The organism is Enterobacter asburiae (assembly GCF_001521715.1).
Classification (GTDB): Bacteria; Pseudomonadota; Gammaproteobacteria; order Enterobacterales; family Enterobacteriaceae; genus Enterobacter; species Enterobacter asburiae.
The window spans coordinates 3,902,315-3,917,259 of record NZ_CP011863.1 but is presented as its reverse complement, the minus strand read 5'-3'; the positions used below and the strand labels follow the sequence as shown (position 1 = coordinate 3,917,259).

Below are 14,945 nucleotides of genomic sequence, written 5' to 3'. Positions count from 1 at the left end.
CGAAGACGTATTTGATTTGCATCAATAAGCGCCTCTGCTGAATCGTTAAGGTAGGCAATAATAGAAAAGAAATCGAGGCAATAATGAGCAAAGTCAGACTCGCTATCATCGGTAACGGCATGGTCGGCCACCGCTTTATTGAGGATCTTCTCGATAAGGCCGATGCTGAGCAGTTCGATATTACCGTGTTCTGTGAAGAACCCCGCAAGGCGTATGACCGTGTGCACCTGTCTTCCTACTTCTCCCATCATACCGCCGAAGAACTCTCTCTGGTGCGCGAAGGTTTCTACGAGAAGCATGGCGTAAAAGTGCTGGTGGGCGAACGCGCTATCACCATCAACCGTCAGGAAAAAGTGATCCACTCCAGCGCCGGGCGTACGGTTTTTTACGACAAGCTGATCATGGCGACGGGCTCCTATCCGTGGATCCCGCCGATCAAAGGCTCGGAAACTCAGGATTGCTTCGTCTACCGTACCATTGAAGACCTCAACGCCATTGAGTCCTGCGCGCGCAGAAGCAAACGCGGTGCGGTGGTCGGCGGCGGTCTGCTGGGTCTGGAAGCGGCAGGCGCGCTGAAAAACCTCGGCGTTGAAACCCACGTCATCGAATTTGCCCCGATGCTGATGGCCGAACAGCTGGACCATATGGGCGGTGACCAGCTGCGTCGTAAAATCGAAAGCATGGGCGTGAAGGTTCACACCAGCAAGAACACCAAAGAGATCGTGCAGGAAGGGACTGAAGCACGCAAAACCATGCGCTTTGCCGACGGCAGCGAGCTGGAAGTGGACTTCATCGTCTTCTCCACCGGTATTCGTCCGCGCGACAAGCTGGCGACCCAGTGCGGTCTGGCCGTGGCGCAGCGCGGCGGGATCATGATCAACGACGCCTGCCAGACCTCCGATCCGGATATCTACGCCATCGGCGAATGCGCCAGCTGGAACAACCGCGTATACGGCCTGGTGGCGCCGGGCTACAAAATGGCGCAGGTCGCCGTGGACCATATCCTCGGCAGCGAAAACGCGTTTACCGGTGCAGACATGAGCGCCAAGCTGAAGCTGCTGGGCGTGGACGTAGGCGGTATTGGCGATGCGCATGGCCGCACCCCGAATTCACGCAGCTATGTCTATCTCGACGAAAGCAAAGAAGTCTACAAGCGCCTCATCGTTAGCCAGGACAATAAAACCCTGCTCGGTGCGGTGCTGGTGGGCGATACCAGCGACTTCGGCAACCTGCTCCAGCTGGTGCTGAACGCCATCGAACTGCCGGAAAACCCGGACGCGCTGATCCTCCCGGCGCACGCGTCCAGCGGCAAGCCGTCTATCGGCGTCGATAAACTGCCAGACAGCGCGCAGATTTGCTCCTGCTTCGACGTCACCAAAGGCATGCTAATCTCCGCCATCAACAAAGGTTGCCACACCGTGGCGGCCCTGAAAGCCGAAACCAAAGCCGGTACCGGCTGCGGCGGCTGTATTCCGCTGGTCACTCAGGTGCTGAACGCCGAGCTGGCGAAACAGGGGATCGAAGTGAACAACAACCTGTGCGAGCACTTCGCGTATTCTCGCCAGGAGCTGTACCACCTGATCCGCGTGGAGGGCATTAAGTCCTTCGACGAACTGCTGGCGAAGCACGGCCAGGGCTACGGCTGCGAAGTCTGTAAACCGACCGTCGGCTCCCTGCTGGCCTCCTGCTGGAACGAGTACGTGCTCAAGCCCGAGCATACGCCGCTGCAGGACACCAACGATAACTTCCTGGCGAACATCCAGAAAGACGGTACCTACTCCGTTATTCCACGTTCCGCCGGTGGCGAAATCACGCCGGAAGGGCTGGTTGCCGTGGGCCGTATCGCCCGTGAATTTAATCTGTACACCAAAATCACCGGCTCCCAGCGTATCGGCCTGTTTGGTGCGCAGAAGGACGACCTGCCAGAAATCTGGCGTCAGCTGATTGAAGCGGGCTTCGAAACTGGCCACGCGTACGCCAAAGCGCTGCGCATGGCGAAAACCTGTGTGGGCAGCACCTGGTGCCGCTACGGCGTGGGCGACAGCGTGGGCTTCGGCGTGGAGCTGGAGAACCGCTACAAAGGCATCCGCACCCCGCACAAAATGAAGTTTGGCGTCTCCGGCTGTACCCGCGAATGTGCGGAAGCGCAGGGTAAAGACGTGGGTATCATCGCCACCGAGAAAGGCTGGAACCTGTACGTCTGCGGCAACGGTGGGATGAAGCCACGCCATGCGGACCTGCTGGCGGCGGATCTCGATCGCGACACGCTGATTCAGTACCTCGACCGCTTCATGATGTTCTACATCCGTACCGCCGATAAGCTGACCCGTACCGCTTCCTGGCTCGATAATCTGGAAGGCGGCATCGACTACCTGAAATCGGTGATCATCGACGACAAGCTGGGCCTGAACGAACATCTGGAAGCCGAGATGGCGCGCCTTCGCGAGGCGGTGATCTGCGAGTGGACGGAAACCGTCAACACCCCGGCGGCGCAGACGCGCTTCAAACACTTTATCAACAGCACCCAGCGCGACCCGAACGTACAGGTTGTGCCGGAGCGTGAACAGCATCGTCCGGCGACACCGTATGAGCGTATTCCGGTGACGCTGGTGGAGGAAAACGCATGAGCCAGTGGATAAACATTTGCGATATTAACGACATCATCCCCGCCACCGGCGTGTGCGCGCTGCTGGGCAAAGAACAGGTCGCGATTTTCCGCCCTCGCCACGATGAACAGGTTTTTGCCATCAGCAATATCGACCCGTTCTTCGAGGCTAGCGTACTCTCCCGCGGCTTGATTGCCGAGCATCAGGGGGAGCTGTGGGTCGCCAGTCCGCTGAAAAAGCAGCGTTTCCGCTTAAGCGACGGCTACTGCATGGAAGATGAGAGTCATTCAGTGAAGCACTATGACGTTCGCGTGAAGGACGGCAAGGTGCAGCTGAAAGGCTAATCCCCCGCCTTTTTAATACGAAAGCTTATGACCCCTTATGGGTAACGGCAGGAAAAACCGTATGTTTTGTACGATTCCTGCTGTTATCCTGACGTCAATTCTTACCCCCTCCATAAAAGCTACGAGGTAATGTCGTGGATCACCTGCCGATTTTCTGTCAATTACGCAACCGCGACTGCCTGCTCGTGGGCGGCGGCGACGTGGCTGAACGCAAAGCGCGCCTGCTGTTAGAGGCTGGCGCCCGGCTCACCGTCAACGCCCTCACCTTCGCCCCACAGTTTGAGGTCTGGGCCCAGGAAGGGATGCTCACGCTGGAACAGGGTGAGTTTAATGAATCTCTGCTGGATACCTGCTGGCTGACCATTGCCGCAACGGATGATGATGAGGTGAACCAGCGCGTCAGCGACGCCTGCGAAGCGCGTCGAATCTTCTGCAACGTGGTGGATGCGCCGAAAGAGGCCAGCTTTATCATGCCGTCGATTATCGACCGCTCGCCGCTGATGATTGCGGTATCGTCCGGCGGACGCTCGCCGGTTCTCGCCCGCCTGCTGCGGGAAAAGCTGGAGGCCCTGTTGCCCCAGCATCTTGGTCAGATTGCCCATTACGCCGGGCAGCTCCGCTCCCGCGTGAAGCAAACCTTTTCCACCGTGGGCGAGCGTCGTCGCTTCTGGGAAAAATTCTTTGTGAACGACAGGCTGGCGCAGTCGCTGGCGAATCAGGACACCAAAGCCGTTGAAGAGACGACCGAACAGCTGCTGAGCGAGCCGCTGGACCATCGCGGTGAAGTGGTGCTGGTCGGGGCCGGGCCGGGAGATGCGGGCCTGCTGACGCTGAAAGGGCTACAGCAGATCCAGCAGGCCGATACCGTGGTTTACGATCGCCTGGTCTCCGATGACATCATGAACCTGGTACGCCGCGATGCCGACCGTGTATTCGTTGGAAAACGGGCGGGCTATCACTGCGTGCCGCAGGAGGAGATTAACCAGATCCTGCTGCGCGAGGCGCAGAAAGGTAAGCGCGTGGTGCGCCTTAAGGGTGGCGATCCGTTTATCTTTGGTCGCGGCGGCGAGGAGCTGGAAACCCTGTGTGACGCGGGCATTCCGTTCTCCGTGGTGCCGGGCATTACGGCGGCATCCGGCTGCTCAGCTTACTCTGGCATTCCGCTGACCCACCGCGACTATGCCCAGAGCGTGCGTCTGGTGACGGGCCATATGAAAACCGGCAGCGAGCTGGACTGGCATAACCTGGCCGCGGAAAAGCAGACGCTGGTCTTCTACATGGGGCTGAACCAGGCCGCGACGATTCAGGCGAAGCTGCTGGAGCACGGCATGGAGGCTGATATGCCGGTTGCGCTGGTGGAAAACGGTACGTCCATCAAGCAACGCGTAGTGGATGGTGTACTGACGCAGCTCGGTGAACTAGCTCAGCAGGTCGAAAGCCCGGCGCTGATTGTGGTCGGTCGCGTGGTTGAACTGCGCGATAAGCTGAACTGGTTCTCAAATCACTAACGCATATTCTTCCTTTGCGGAGTAGTCCTTATGCGGACTACTCCCCTCTTACCGCTGTCGATAACATACCGCCCCGAAGTGGAATTTCTCCCTTTATTCCCTTGAGTTACATCCAATTTCGTTTTTAAGACAAGGAATGCGTATGTTCAAACTGGCAAAAGCCGCCGTTCTGGTTGGCCTGTTATCGACTCTGACTGCCTGTACCGGTCATGTACAGAACACCAAAAATAACTGCAGCTACGATTACCTGCTGCACCCGGCGATCTCCATTTCGAAGATCATCGGTGGCTGCGGCCCGGCGGCGGAGCAGTAAGCGTTTTTCAGGCGTAAAAAAACCGGGGTTTTCCCGGTTTTTTTGTTTAGGGAAGTGCGGTCTGATGCCCTCACCCTGACCCTCTCCCACAGGGAGAGGGAACAAACCCTAAAAACGGTAACGTAGTTACCGTTTTGCTTTTACCTACGGTTTACCCACAAACCCAATCGCTTCGTACACCGCTTTCAGGGTTTCGGACGCACGCGCGCTGGCTTTTTCCGCGCCCTCTTTCATCACCTTCTGCAGGAAAGCTTCGTCGTTACGGTAACGGTGATAACGCTCCTGAAGCTCGGTCAGCATGCCGGAAACGGCGTCTGCCACTTCACCTTTCAGGTGGCCGTACATCTTGCCTTCGAAGTGTTTTTCCAGTTCAGGAATGCTCTGGCCAGTCACGCCGGAGAGGATATCCAGCAGGTTGGAAACGCCCGCTTTGTTCTGCACGTCGTAGCGCACCACAGGCGGCTCGTCGGAGTCGGTGACCGCGCGCTTGAGCTTTTTGACGACGGATTTCGGATCTTCCAGCAGGCCGATAACGTTGTTGCGGTTATCGTCAGACTTGGACATCTTCTTGGTCGGCTCCAGCAGCGACATCACGCGCGCGCCGGACTTCGGAATAAACGGCTCTGGCACTTTGAACACATCGCCGTAAATCGCGTTAAAGCGCTGGGCGATATCGCGGCTCAGCTCCAGGTGCTGCTTCTGGTCTTCACCCACCGGCACCTGGTTGGTTTGATACAGCAGGATGTCCGCCGCCATCAGCACCGGATAGTCGAACAGACCGGCGTTGATGTTTTCAGAGTAGCGTGCGGATTTATCCTTGAACTGCGTCATGCGGCTCAGCTCGCCGAAATAGGTGTAGCAGTTCAGCGCCCAGCCCAGCTGCGCGTGCTCCGGCACGTGAGACTGAACGAAAATGGTGCTCTTCTCAGGATCGATGCCGCAGGCCAGGTACAGCGCCAGGGTGTCCAGGGTGGCTTTACGCAGCTTCTCAGGATCCTGACGCGCGGTAATCGCATGGAGATCGACGATGCAGTAAATGCAATGGTACTCATCCTGCATGCTGACCCACTGACGTAACGCACCCATGTAGTTACCAATGGTCAATTCACCTGAAGGCTGTGCGCCACTAAAAACGATGGGCTTAGTCATTATTCAATTCCTGATGTTCACTGTGCGAAAGCCCGAGTGCGGGCAACAAATCTTTGAAGTGGTCGAAAACCACATCCGGCTCACTTAGCGTGATGGCCTCACCGTAGTTGTAGCCATAGGTTAATCCGACGGAAGGACATCCTGCCGCCCGGGCAGCCAGAATATCATTGCGCGAATCCCCGACAAAGAGCAGCTCCGCAGGGGTTAAGGATAATTTTCCTGCCACCAGCAACAGCGGTTCCGGATGCGGCTTTTTGTTCTGCACGTCGTCGCCGCCCACAATCACGGAGAAATACTTCGCGATATCGAGCGCTTCCAGCAGAGGCGCAACGAACGGCGTCGGTTTGTTGGTCACCAGCCCCAGCGGGATGCCCTTCGCGTGCAGCGCGCTCAGCGTTTCCTGAACGTCCGGGAACAGGAAGCTGCCCTCCTCGACGGTCTCTTCGTAGAAACGATCGAACAGTTTGCGCAGAATACGCAGCTGCTCGTCCTTCGGGATATCAGCGTGGTCAACGCTCGGTTTACCCTGCGCGGAACGCTGCGACGCACGCTCCTGGCGAGCCCACGTCAACGCGCGCTCCATCAGGACATCGGCACCGTTGCCAATCCACGTTACCACGCGATCTTCACCCGCAACGGGGAGTTCAAGTGCATACAGCGCCTGGTCTACGGCGCTCGTTAAGCCCGGCGCGCTGTCGACCAGCGTGCCGTCGAGGTCGAATGCCACACCCCGAATTGCCTGCAATTTATCCATGACTTACCTTCGCCAGCTCACGGCGCATTTCATCAATGACTTTTTTGTAATCCGGCTGGTCGAAAATTGCCGAACCTGCAACGAACATATCCGCACCCGCTGCCGCAATTTCACCAATGTTATTCACTTTCACCCCGCCGTCCACTTCCAGACGAATATCGTAACCTGACTCATCAATACGACGGCGCACTTCACGCAGCTTATCCAGCGTGTGGGGGATAAACGACTGACCGCCGAAACCCGGGTTAACGGACATCAGCAGGATCACGTCCAGCTTGTCCATGACATAGTCGAGATAGCTCAGCGGCGTGGCCGGGTTAAACACCAGCCCCGCTTTACAGCCGTTCTCTTTGATCAGCTGCAGCGTGCGGTCTACGTGTTCAGAGGCTTCCGGATGGAAAGTGATGATGCTGGCACCCGCTGCGGCGAAGTCAGGCACGATGCGATCGACAGGCTTCACCATCAGGTGAACGTCGATCGGCGCGGTAATGCCATAGTTACGTAATGCCTTAAGCACCATTGGGCCAATGGTCAGGTTAGGGACGTAGTGGTTGTCCATAACGTCGAAATGGACAACATCTGCGCCAGCCGCGAGAGCTTTGGCGGTGTCTTCACCCAGGCGGGCAAAATCGGCCGACAGAATTGAGGGAGCAATCAAAAACTGTTTCATCCGCTTCTCCTTGAAATGTGTTTACCGGCGGGCAAAACGGCTCAGGGGCGATAAAGAGCCAGAAGTTCGTCCACCTTTTTACGTGTGCCGCCGTTGCTGCTAATGCTACGCCGCACTTTGACCTGAAAATGCTTCGCGGCTTTGTACCATTCGCGCGTATCAGGGGTATCGTGATTCGAAATTAACACCGGAATTCTTTTGCTGACCAGCTTTTCCGCCATCTCCGCCAGACGAGCCTGTTCGGCCGGGCTGAAGCTGTTGGTGTGATAAGCGGTGAAATTCGCCGTTGCAGACAGTGGTGCGTAAGGCGGGTCACAGTAAACCACCGAGTTTACGCCTGCCAGTTCCATACACTCTTCATAGGAGAGGCAATGAAACTCTGCGTTTTGCGCTTTTTCGGCAAAGTGATACAGCTCGTCCTGCGGGAAATACGGGCGCTTATAGCGACCAAACGGCACGTTAAATTCCCCACGCAGGTTATAGCGGCACAGGCCGTTGTAACCATGTCGGTTGAGATAGAGGAACAGCAGCGCCCGACGGAACGGATCCTGACTCTGATTAAACTCAGTGCGGAACTGGTAGTAAACGTCCGGGTGATTATTCTCCGGCGTAAACAGTTTGCGCGCCTCTGCGACATACTCTTCGGTACGCAGCTTAACAATGTTATAGAGGCTGATAAGGTCGTTGTTGATATCCGCAAGGATATAACGAGAAAAATCGGTGTTGAGGAACACCGATCCCGCACCCACGAAAGGCTCGATTAGACACTCGCCTTTTGGCAGGTGCTTTTTAATATCATCGAGCAGGGGGTATTTCCCCCCTGCCCATTTCAGAAAAGCGCGATTTTTTTTCATGCTGACTAACTGATTACACCTTCTCCGGCTGTGGAGAAAGCTCCGACAGCATCCTGCGCTTTAAACATTACTTCAGATCGGCCTGAACCTGATGAATCGGCTTCGCCCAGGGATTTTTTGCCTGAACATCAGCTGGCAGTGCCGCTACGGCACGTTTCGCTTCATCTTTGGACGAATAAACGCCGCTGACCAGCACATACCACGGCTGACCGTTGCGGGTCGTCTGATAAACAACGTAGTTTTTCAGATTTGATTTCTTCGCCCAACCGTTGAGGTTGTCATAGTTAGACGAACTGCTCAGCTGCAGCGTGTAGTTGCTGGATGGCGCAGACTTCAGCGAGCCAACGTTACCTGCAGTTTTGCCTGCTGCGGCGCTGGAGGCTGTTGCCGTGGCTGCCGGAGCTGTTGCTGCAGGTGCAGCTGTGGCAGCCGGTGCCGCTGTGGTCGCCGTTGCTTTCGGCGCGGTCTGAGTGACTGGCGCTTTAGCAGGCTCGCTCACCGCAGCCGTTTCGGTGTGTTTCGGCTGTGCCGGTACGGCTTTCACTTCAGGCGCTTTGACGACTGCCTGAGGTTTGGTTTCACGCTTAGGCTCAATGACCGCCTGCTTACGTTCAGGACGCGTCGCAGTTTGCGTCTGGCGCGGTTTGGTTTCCGTCGCAGCCGTTTGTGGCTGAGCGTTACCACCGCGAATCGGGGCAACGGTTGCCGGCTCGGTTGGCAGCGTAGAGTTAACCACGACGTTATCAACCTGCTGCTGGTTCTGCGGCTGCGTCAGCGCATTGTTCAGATCTCCCTGAACTTCTACGCGCTGCTGGCCTTCAGGCGTGGCAGGTGCCTGACCCTGAGCAGGGGTTGAAGAAACGGGCGGCAGAGAAACATCCTGCGGCGCTGTGGTGTTACCTGCGGTCTGCTCTGCGGAAGTCGCACCCGGTGCAGGCTGTGCGCCATTCGCCTGATTGGTCGCATCGTTACCGGACAGGTTGATGCTCTTCTCAGCGGAAGCAGTTTGCTCGGTTGAGTTCGTTGACGGTGCTTTAAGCGCGGAGCCAATGCCGACAATCAGCAGCACAAGCACCAGAACGCCAAGGCCCATCATAATGTACTGGCGGGAAGCCGGTTTCGGCGCAGCGGCTTTTTTACGTTTACGCGGGCGACGCTCTACAGGCTGTTCGTCCATTGAATCTTCTTCGGACTCATAATCCTCTTCTGCTCGCTCTTCGTGCGCGTTACGGCTGCGCGAAGGGCGACGATCGTCTGCATCCAGATCAACATCGTCAAAGTTGATCTGCGGCTCGTTATCACGTTCTGAAGATTGACGAGAACGACCAGTACGACGATCGCTGGGATCGGGTTTCAGCTCGTCTTCTGGTTTGAATTCATCCATTTAACACCCCACTCAAAGGCTTATGCTAACGACTTTGCATTTCACCTGAAGCTAAACGACCACCTGCGACAGTGGCCTGACCTTTCTAGTTGTTACGCCTGCTGACAATCAGCGATAGCGCCAAGAACGACATCGTGCGGCACTCCGCCGCGCACTTCACTCTTCCCTATTGCAAGCGGGAGTACAAGACGCATCTCACCTGCCAATACTTTTTTATCGCGCATCATGTGGGGTAAATACGCTTGCGCCGACATCTCCTGCGGCCCAGTTACCGGCAAACCTGCACGTTCAAGCAGCGCAATGATGCGTGCCGTCTCTTCAGGTTTAAACTGCCCCAGACGTTCAGAGGTGCGGGCTGCCATGACCATACCGGCCGCGACGGCTTCACCGTGCAGCCAGTTGCCATAACCCATCTCGGCTTCAATGGCATGGCCAAACGTATGCCCAAGATTCAGTAAAGCACGTAAGCCGGTTTCACGCTCGTCTGCTGCAACAACTTCTGCTTTCAGTTCACAACAACGACGAATGCAGTATGCCAGTTTAGCCTCATCCAGGCACAGCAGCGCATCCATATTCTCTTCAAGCCAGCTAAAGAACTCGCCATCAAGAATAATGCCGTATTTGATCACTTCCGCCAGACCAGAAGCCAGTTCGCGCTTCGGCAGCGTTTTTAGACAGTCGAGATCCACCACCACCGATGCGGGCTGGTAGAACGCGCCAATCATGTTTTTGCCGAGCGGATGGTTGACTGCCGTTTTGCCACCCACAGAGGAGTCGACCTGGGACAGCAACGTGGTCGGGATTTGAATAAAACGGACGCCACGTTGATAGCTTGCGGCCGCAAAGCCGGTCAGATCGCCCACAACACCGCCGCCCAGGGCAAGCAGTGTTGTATCGCGACCGTGCGGTTTTTGCAGCAATGCGGTAAAGACGGTATCCAGTACCGTCAGGCTTTTATACTGCTCGCCATCGGGGAGAATCACACTGTCGACTTTTACGCCCGCCTGCTCAAGCAGGTGGCGTACGCGGTCGAGATAAAGCGGAGCCAGCGTCTCATTGGTGACCAGCATCGCCTGATCACCCGCTTTCAGTGGTAAAAAGGAAGCTGGGTCGTTAAACAAACCAGCCGCGATGGTGATAGGGTAACTACGTTCCCCGAGAGTAACTGTAATCCTCTCCATGACGCGACATCCACCTTTAATGCTTTTACCCGCAGGCGAGTGTATATAAAGCCAGAATCAGTTGCTTTCCAGCATATGAATAATCTGGTTTGCAACCACTTTAGCGCTCTGGTCGTCAGTACGAATGGTCACGTCGGCAATCTCTTCATACAGCGGATTGCGTTCATCGGCCAACGCTTCCAGAACTTCGCGTGGTGGCGTTTCAACCTGCAGCAGCGGGCGCTTTTTATCGCGCTGCGTACGTGCCAGCTGTTTCTCGATGGTCGTCTCAAGATAGACCACTACGCCACGGGCGGAGAGACGGTTACGGGTTTCGCGAGATTTCACAGAACCGCCGCCTGTTGCCAGAACGATGCCCTGTTTTTCCGTGAGTTCGTTGATCACTTTTTCTTCTCGGTCACGGAAACCTTCTTCGCCTTCTACATCGAAAACCCAGCCCACATCAGCTCCGGTTCGTTTCTCAATCTCTTGATCAGAATCGTAAAATTCCATATTGAGTTGTTGAGCTAACTGACGCCCAATAGTGCTTTTGCCGGCACCCATAGGCCCAACCAGAAAGATATTGCGTTTCTCTGCCATTTTATCGGTACTACTAAGACTATTCGTTAATGGTAATCCCCGCTTCGCAGACACCCAGCGTAGCAGGACATGAACTGAAACCTCATATGCAATAGAGCGAGAGTCAGACTAAAAATTATCTCAATACTCCGGCTTGTTTGGCAACTGATTAAATCACCGCGTCGGGCGCATAAGGTAATAAGACGTAAGTCCAACTCAAATCGGTACTCCTTGTATGCTAATTCATGCCCCACGTCAAACATCTGCAACAAACTGAATGCAAAATCATTGCGGGGATCGTTACCCGTCAGCGAATACCGACCAGACGTGGCGTAATAAACACCACTAGCTCGCGCCGTTCATTATCCTTACCATCATGGCGAAAAAGCTGCCCAAGCCAGGGGATTTTCCCCAGCCCCGGCACGCTGTCGCTGCCGGTTTTGTTCTTCTGCGAAAAAATTCCACCCAACGCCAGCGTTTCTCCACTTTTTACCTCCACCTGGGTTTCTATCTCCTGTTTGTCGATAGCCAGCGTTTCGCCATCAGCCTGCTGCAGAACCTGTCCCGGCATATTTTCGCTGATGTGCAATTTCAGGCGCACGCGCCCTCCCGGTAACACCACCGGCGTGACCTCCATCCCTAATACCGCCTCCTTAAACTCAACGGAGGTGGCGCCGCTTTCACCGCTTGAGACCTGATACGGGATTTCACTCCCCTGCTTGATGCTGGCCGGCTGCATATGCGAGGCCAGCAGCCGCGGGCTGGCGATGATATCGACCTGCTGTTTTTGTTCCAGCGCAGAGAGCTCCAGATCCAGCAGCCGACCATTGATCCGTCCGATGTTAAAACCCACGTGGCTGGTGGCGCTGGCGACGGAAAGATCGCTGCCAAGCGTGGTGAGCTGGCCAACCTTGCCCGCGTCGGCGGCGTCGGCGAGATTCCACTTCACCCCCAGCTCACGCAGGCTTTTTTCATTCATGGTCACAATGTGCGCCGCCAGCTCGACCTGTTCGACGGGAATATCCATCTGAGCGGCCCAGCGCTGCAGCGTCTCCACCACCGTCTGGTTATCCCGAATCAGCAGCCGGTTAGTGCGTTTGTCGAGAGACAAACTTCCCTTGGGGCTCAGGAGCTTTTCCGCGTCTTTTTGCAGCTCTCCGGCATCGGCATAGGAAAAAGCGATGCTGTGAGACACCAGCGGCGCATCAAGCTGTCGACGCGTTCGTTCCTGTTCTGAGCGCTCCTGCTGTTCACGCTGCCAGGCCGCGGTATGCACATAAAAAATGCCGCCCTCCTCTCGCAAAACGAGGCCAGCGCTGGTGACAACCGTCTGTAACGCTTGACGCCAGGGGACGCGCGTCAGGTTGAGCGAAAGCGTGCCGCCGACATCAGGCGATATCACCAGATTTCGGTTCTCCTGTGCAACCAGGCTCTGCAGCACCTGGACTACAGGCACGTCATCCACCACCAGCGTGACCGGTTTTGGCGCGGCGGCCCACAGCGGATGGCTGAACGCCAGCAGCCACAGCATTATCCGTAAATTCATTCTTATTCGTTCCTTCTCGTTGCCACGTCCATTTTCCTGGTTCACATGTGTCACCCACATCAACAACCAGTTCCGTTTCATTGATGGCTGTTATCGTCCAGCCTGCCGGGAAGCGCTCATGCGTTTTCAGGCGGTACCAGCGCTTTTGCCCATCCTGTAAAATGCCGATAGCCTGCTGTCCTCCCACCATGCCGCGATAGCGCCACTGCGCCAGCTCGCCAATGGCGCAGGGATCGTCCGGCGGACGAAACGGATCGCGCATGCCGTTCAATAGCAGCGCTGAGCAAACCAGCAAATATCGCGCGCTATTTCGCATGTTCCAGCTCCAGCCGCAGGCGCAGCGCTGTACCTTGTGGTGCAATCGCGAAAGCGGCGATCTGCACATCCCGCTGCGCCAGCCGGGAAAAAAGCGCCGGGAGAGCCTGCCACTCCACCTCCAGCATCAGTTCCCCTCCGTTCTGCAGCGGCTTCCAGTGAACCAGCGTCGCGTTATCGTCCTGAAAATCGAGCGGGGAAAACGGCGTCAGCGCCAGTGCTTCCGTTGTTTCCGTAAGAAACGGCACCTTTCTGACGGCAGACCATAGCGCCGCGTTCGTCCTCGCGTCCTGAATCAGCTGTCGCTGTCGTTCAGCACACTGCCTGTCTAGCGGTCTGAGCAAGGTGCCCCACGCGGCCAGTCCTGCCAGGAAACTCCCCAGACACCAGAAAAGCACCCGATACCAGGGACGGCTTTCGCACCAGCGTTCTAACAGGGTATCCATGCGTTATCCCTCGCTTTTAAGATGGAGGGTGAACATCCAGCGCCCCTGGCTGTCCTGCCGAAGCTCACCCGCCGTTCCGGGCGTAAAACCCGCTATTTGGCCCAGCGCATCGCGCAGAGCAGACAGGGCCGGCAGGGTTATGGCATACCCGCTCAACATCAGAGCAGGAGGCTGATAGCGAAGCTCTGTCAGCCAGACCTGTGAAGGAGTGGCGCGGGAAAGGGATTCCAGCACCGGTTGCCATGCGCGTCGTTGAAGGGTCTGCGCTGGCTTCTGCGCCTGTGAGGCGAGTTTCTCCCGGGAGGCAAGCGCGTGCTGCACGGTCTGCATTCCCGTCAGCTCCGTTTGCAGCGCGTGCAGCCTCATAACAGGGTTTATCCGCAGGCAGAAAATGATCGCGAACATCAACAGCACGGTGCCGACACACATTGCCCCCCAGAAACGCAGGCATCGTGCGCGCCGCTGCTGTCGCCAGGGCAGAAAGTTCATGATGCTCATCCGGGCACCTCGCTCATGGCCAACGCCAGCGCAACGGTATAATCAGCGCCGCGGTCCGGTAGCGGGGCATGGCAGCGTTCCAGGATTTCCCACGGATCACGTCGGCTATCAAACAGCGCGATGTCATCCGAACCAAGCGCCAGCAGCGCCGACAGCTCAGACACGTTTTCGGCTTCTGTGGTAAAGCGGCGTCCCCACTGGTGGCGCATCGCCCACAGCCACTGCCGATCGTCCCGCCAGGCGACGCACGTCGCTGGTGCCACCGCGGGAAGAAGATTCGCCAGCGCGCTGGCATCCGGCGTAATGGCCACCAGCCGCAAACGCAGCGTTTTCGCCAGCGCCAGTAGGGTGTCGATCTCGTTGTTTTGCGCGGCGGTCACGTGAAAGGTATTGCTGAAGGTATCCTGCGCGTAATCGAAACAGAGCGTATCGGCAGACATCTCCAGTTCGCGCGCGAGCGCCGCACCAAGCCATGAGAGCTGCTCGCTGTCGCGCAGCGCAACGGTCGGGCGGGGGAGCGTCCGTTGCAGAGTCCGTGCTGCCGGGAAAGAGAGGAATACACGGTGGTAGTGCGGCAGCGTTTTGCGCCAGTCGCGTAACGCATCAACCAGCTGTTCTGGCTGACAAATTTTGCCGTCACGAATGATGCCCTCGTCCAGAGGAATCGCCCACCAGCGGCGCAAGCACCAGCCCAACTTCTCCCGGGCCAGGGCGACTATCAGCGCCCTATCCTGTTGAATATGAACGCCCGTTTGCCATATTTTGAAAGCCATGCTTCACGATCTCCTTATCGCCCGTCGGGTTGACGGCTATATCAAT

General features: G+C 56.8%; 16 protein-coding genes. 4 read left to right on the top strand and 12 right to left on the bottom strand.

Going from position 1 to position 14,945, the window contains the following annotated elements:
- The first annotated feature begins 83 nt into the window (after nt 1-83).
- The 4 genes from nirB to ACJ69_RS18835 all read left to right on the top strand — a co-directional run bounded on the left by nirB (nt 84) and on the right by ACJ69_RS18835 (nt 4,771).
- Nucleotides 84-2,627: a nitrite reductase large subunit NirB gene (gene nirB, locus ACJ69_RS18850; RefSeq protein ID WP_032648349.1), complete on the top strand. Its 2,544-nt coding sequence runs from the start codon at nt 84-86 to the stop codon at nt 2,625-2,627.
- Nucleotides 2,624-2,950 (top strand): nitrite reductase small subunit NirD, encoded by a 327-nt coding sequence (nirD, locus tag ACJ69_RS18845; protein WP_029740471.1) that lies wholly within the window; start codon nt 2,624-2,626, stop codon nt 2,948-2,950. The genes nirB and nirD overlap by 4 nt, the downstream gene beginning before the upstream one ends.
- 134 nt (nt 2,951-3,084) lie before the next feature.
- Nucleotides 3,085-4,458 (top strand): siroheme synthase CysG, encoded by a 1,374-nt coding sequence (gene cysG / locus ACJ69_RS18840; RefSeq protein ID WP_059347523.1) that lies wholly within the window; start codon nt 3,085-3,087, stop codon nt 4,456-4,458.
- Between the two features lie 142 nt (nt 4,459-4,600).
- Nucleotides 4,601-4,771, top strand: a complete 171-nt coding sequence (locus tag ACJ69_RS18835; protein WP_047646835.1) for a YhfL family protein — start codon at nt 4,601-4,603, stop codon at nt 4,769-4,771.
- Nucleotides 4,772-4,915: 144 nt separating this feature from the next.
- Here the strand turns inward: ACJ69_RS18835 and trpS are convergent, their stop codons facing one another.
- The 12 genes from trpS to ACJ69_RS18775 all read right to left on the bottom strand — a co-directional run bounded on the left by trpS (nt 4,916) and on the right by ACJ69_RS18775 (nt 14,899).
- A complete protein-coding gene (gene trpS, locus ACJ69_RS18830) occupies nt 4,916-5,920 on the bottom strand; it encodes a tryptophan--tRNA ligase (RefSeq protein ID WP_047646834.1) in 1,005 nt (334 codons plus the stop codon).
- A complete protein-coding gene (gph, locus tag ACJ69_RS18825; RefSeq protein WP_023333697.1) occupies nt 5,913-6,674 on the bottom strand; it encodes a phosphoglycolate phosphatase in 762 nt (253 codons plus the stop codon). Before gph ends, trpS begins: the two co-directional genes overlap by 8 nt.
- Nucleotides 6,667-7,344 carry a ribulose-phosphate 3-epimerase gene (gene rpe / locus ACJ69_RS18820; protein WP_024907923.1) on the bottom strand — a complete coding sequence of 226 codons (678 nt, stop codon included), beginning with the start codon at nt 7,342-7,344 and terminating at the stop codon, nt 6,667-6,669. The genes gph and rpe overlap by 8 nt, the downstream gene beginning before the upstream one ends.
- Before the next feature lie 41 nt (nt 7,345-7,385).
- Complete coding sequence (gene dam, locus ACJ69_RS18815) at nt 7,386-8,198, bottom strand: adenine-specific DNA-methyltransferase (RefSeq protein ID WP_023309480.1); 813 nt, start codon at nt 8,196-8,198, stop codon at nt 7,386-7,388.
- 67 nt (nt 8,199-8,265) lie between these two features.
- Nucleotides 8,266-9,582 (bottom strand): cell division protein DamX, encoded by a 1,317-nt coding sequence (damX, locus tag ACJ69_RS18810; protein WP_059347521.1) that lies wholly within the window; start codon nt 9,580-9,582, stop codon nt 8,266-8,268.
- Nucleotides 9,583-9,674: 92 nt separating this feature from the next.
- Nucleotides 9,675-10,763: a 3-dehydroquinate synthase gene (gene aroB / locus ACJ69_RS18805; protein ID WP_023309482.1), complete on the bottom strand. Its 1,089-nt coding sequence runs from the start codon at nt 10,761-10,763 to the stop codon at nt 9,675-9,677.
- A gap of 57 nt (nt 10,764-10,820) precedes the next feature.
- Nucleotides 10,821-11,342, bottom strand: a complete 522-nt coding sequence (gene aroK, locus ACJ69_RS18800) for a shikimate kinase AroK (protein WP_003861630.1) — start codon at nt 11,340-11,342, stop codon at nt 10,821-10,823.
- A 286-nt stretch (nt 11,343-11,628) separates the two neighbouring features.
- On the bottom strand, nt 11,629-12,852 hold the full coding sequence (hofQ, locus tag ACJ69_RS18795) for a DNA uptake porin HofQ (RefSeq protein WP_232248706.1): 1,224 nt from the start codon (nt 12,850-12,852) through the stop codon (nt 11,629-11,631).
- Nucleotides 12,779-13,183: a HofP DNA utilization family protein gene (locus tag ACJ69_RS18790; RefSeq protein WP_059347519.1), complete on the bottom strand. Its 405-nt coding sequence runs from the start codon at nt 13,181-13,183 to the stop codon at nt 12,779-12,781. The genes hofQ and ACJ69_RS18790 overlap by 74 nt, the downstream gene beginning before the upstream one ends.
- The gene (locus ACJ69_RS18785; RefSeq protein WP_059347517.1) at nt 13,173-13,628 is read right to left on the bottom strand and encodes a HofO family protein; all 456 of its coding nucleotides are present in this window, start codon (nt 13,626-13,628) and stop codon (nt 13,173-13,175) included. Before ACJ69_RS18785 ends, ACJ69_RS18790 begins: the two co-directional genes overlap by 11 nt.
- A gap of 3 nt (nt 13,629-13,631) precedes the next feature.
- A complete protein-coding gene (locus ACJ69_RS18780; RefSeq protein WP_059347515.1) occupies nt 13,632-14,126 on the bottom strand; it encodes a PilN domain-containing protein in 495 nt (164 codons plus the stop codon).
- Nucleotides 14,123-14,899 carry a type IV pilus biogenesis protein PilM gene (locus tag ACJ69_RS18775; protein WP_059347513.1) on the bottom strand — a complete coding sequence of 259 codons (777 nt, stop codon included), beginning with the start codon at nt 14,897-14,899 and terminating at the stop codon, nt 14,123-14,125. Before ACJ69_RS18775 ends, ACJ69_RS18780 begins: the two co-directional genes overlap by 4 nt.
- Nucleotides 14,900-14,945: the final 46 nt, after the last annotated feature.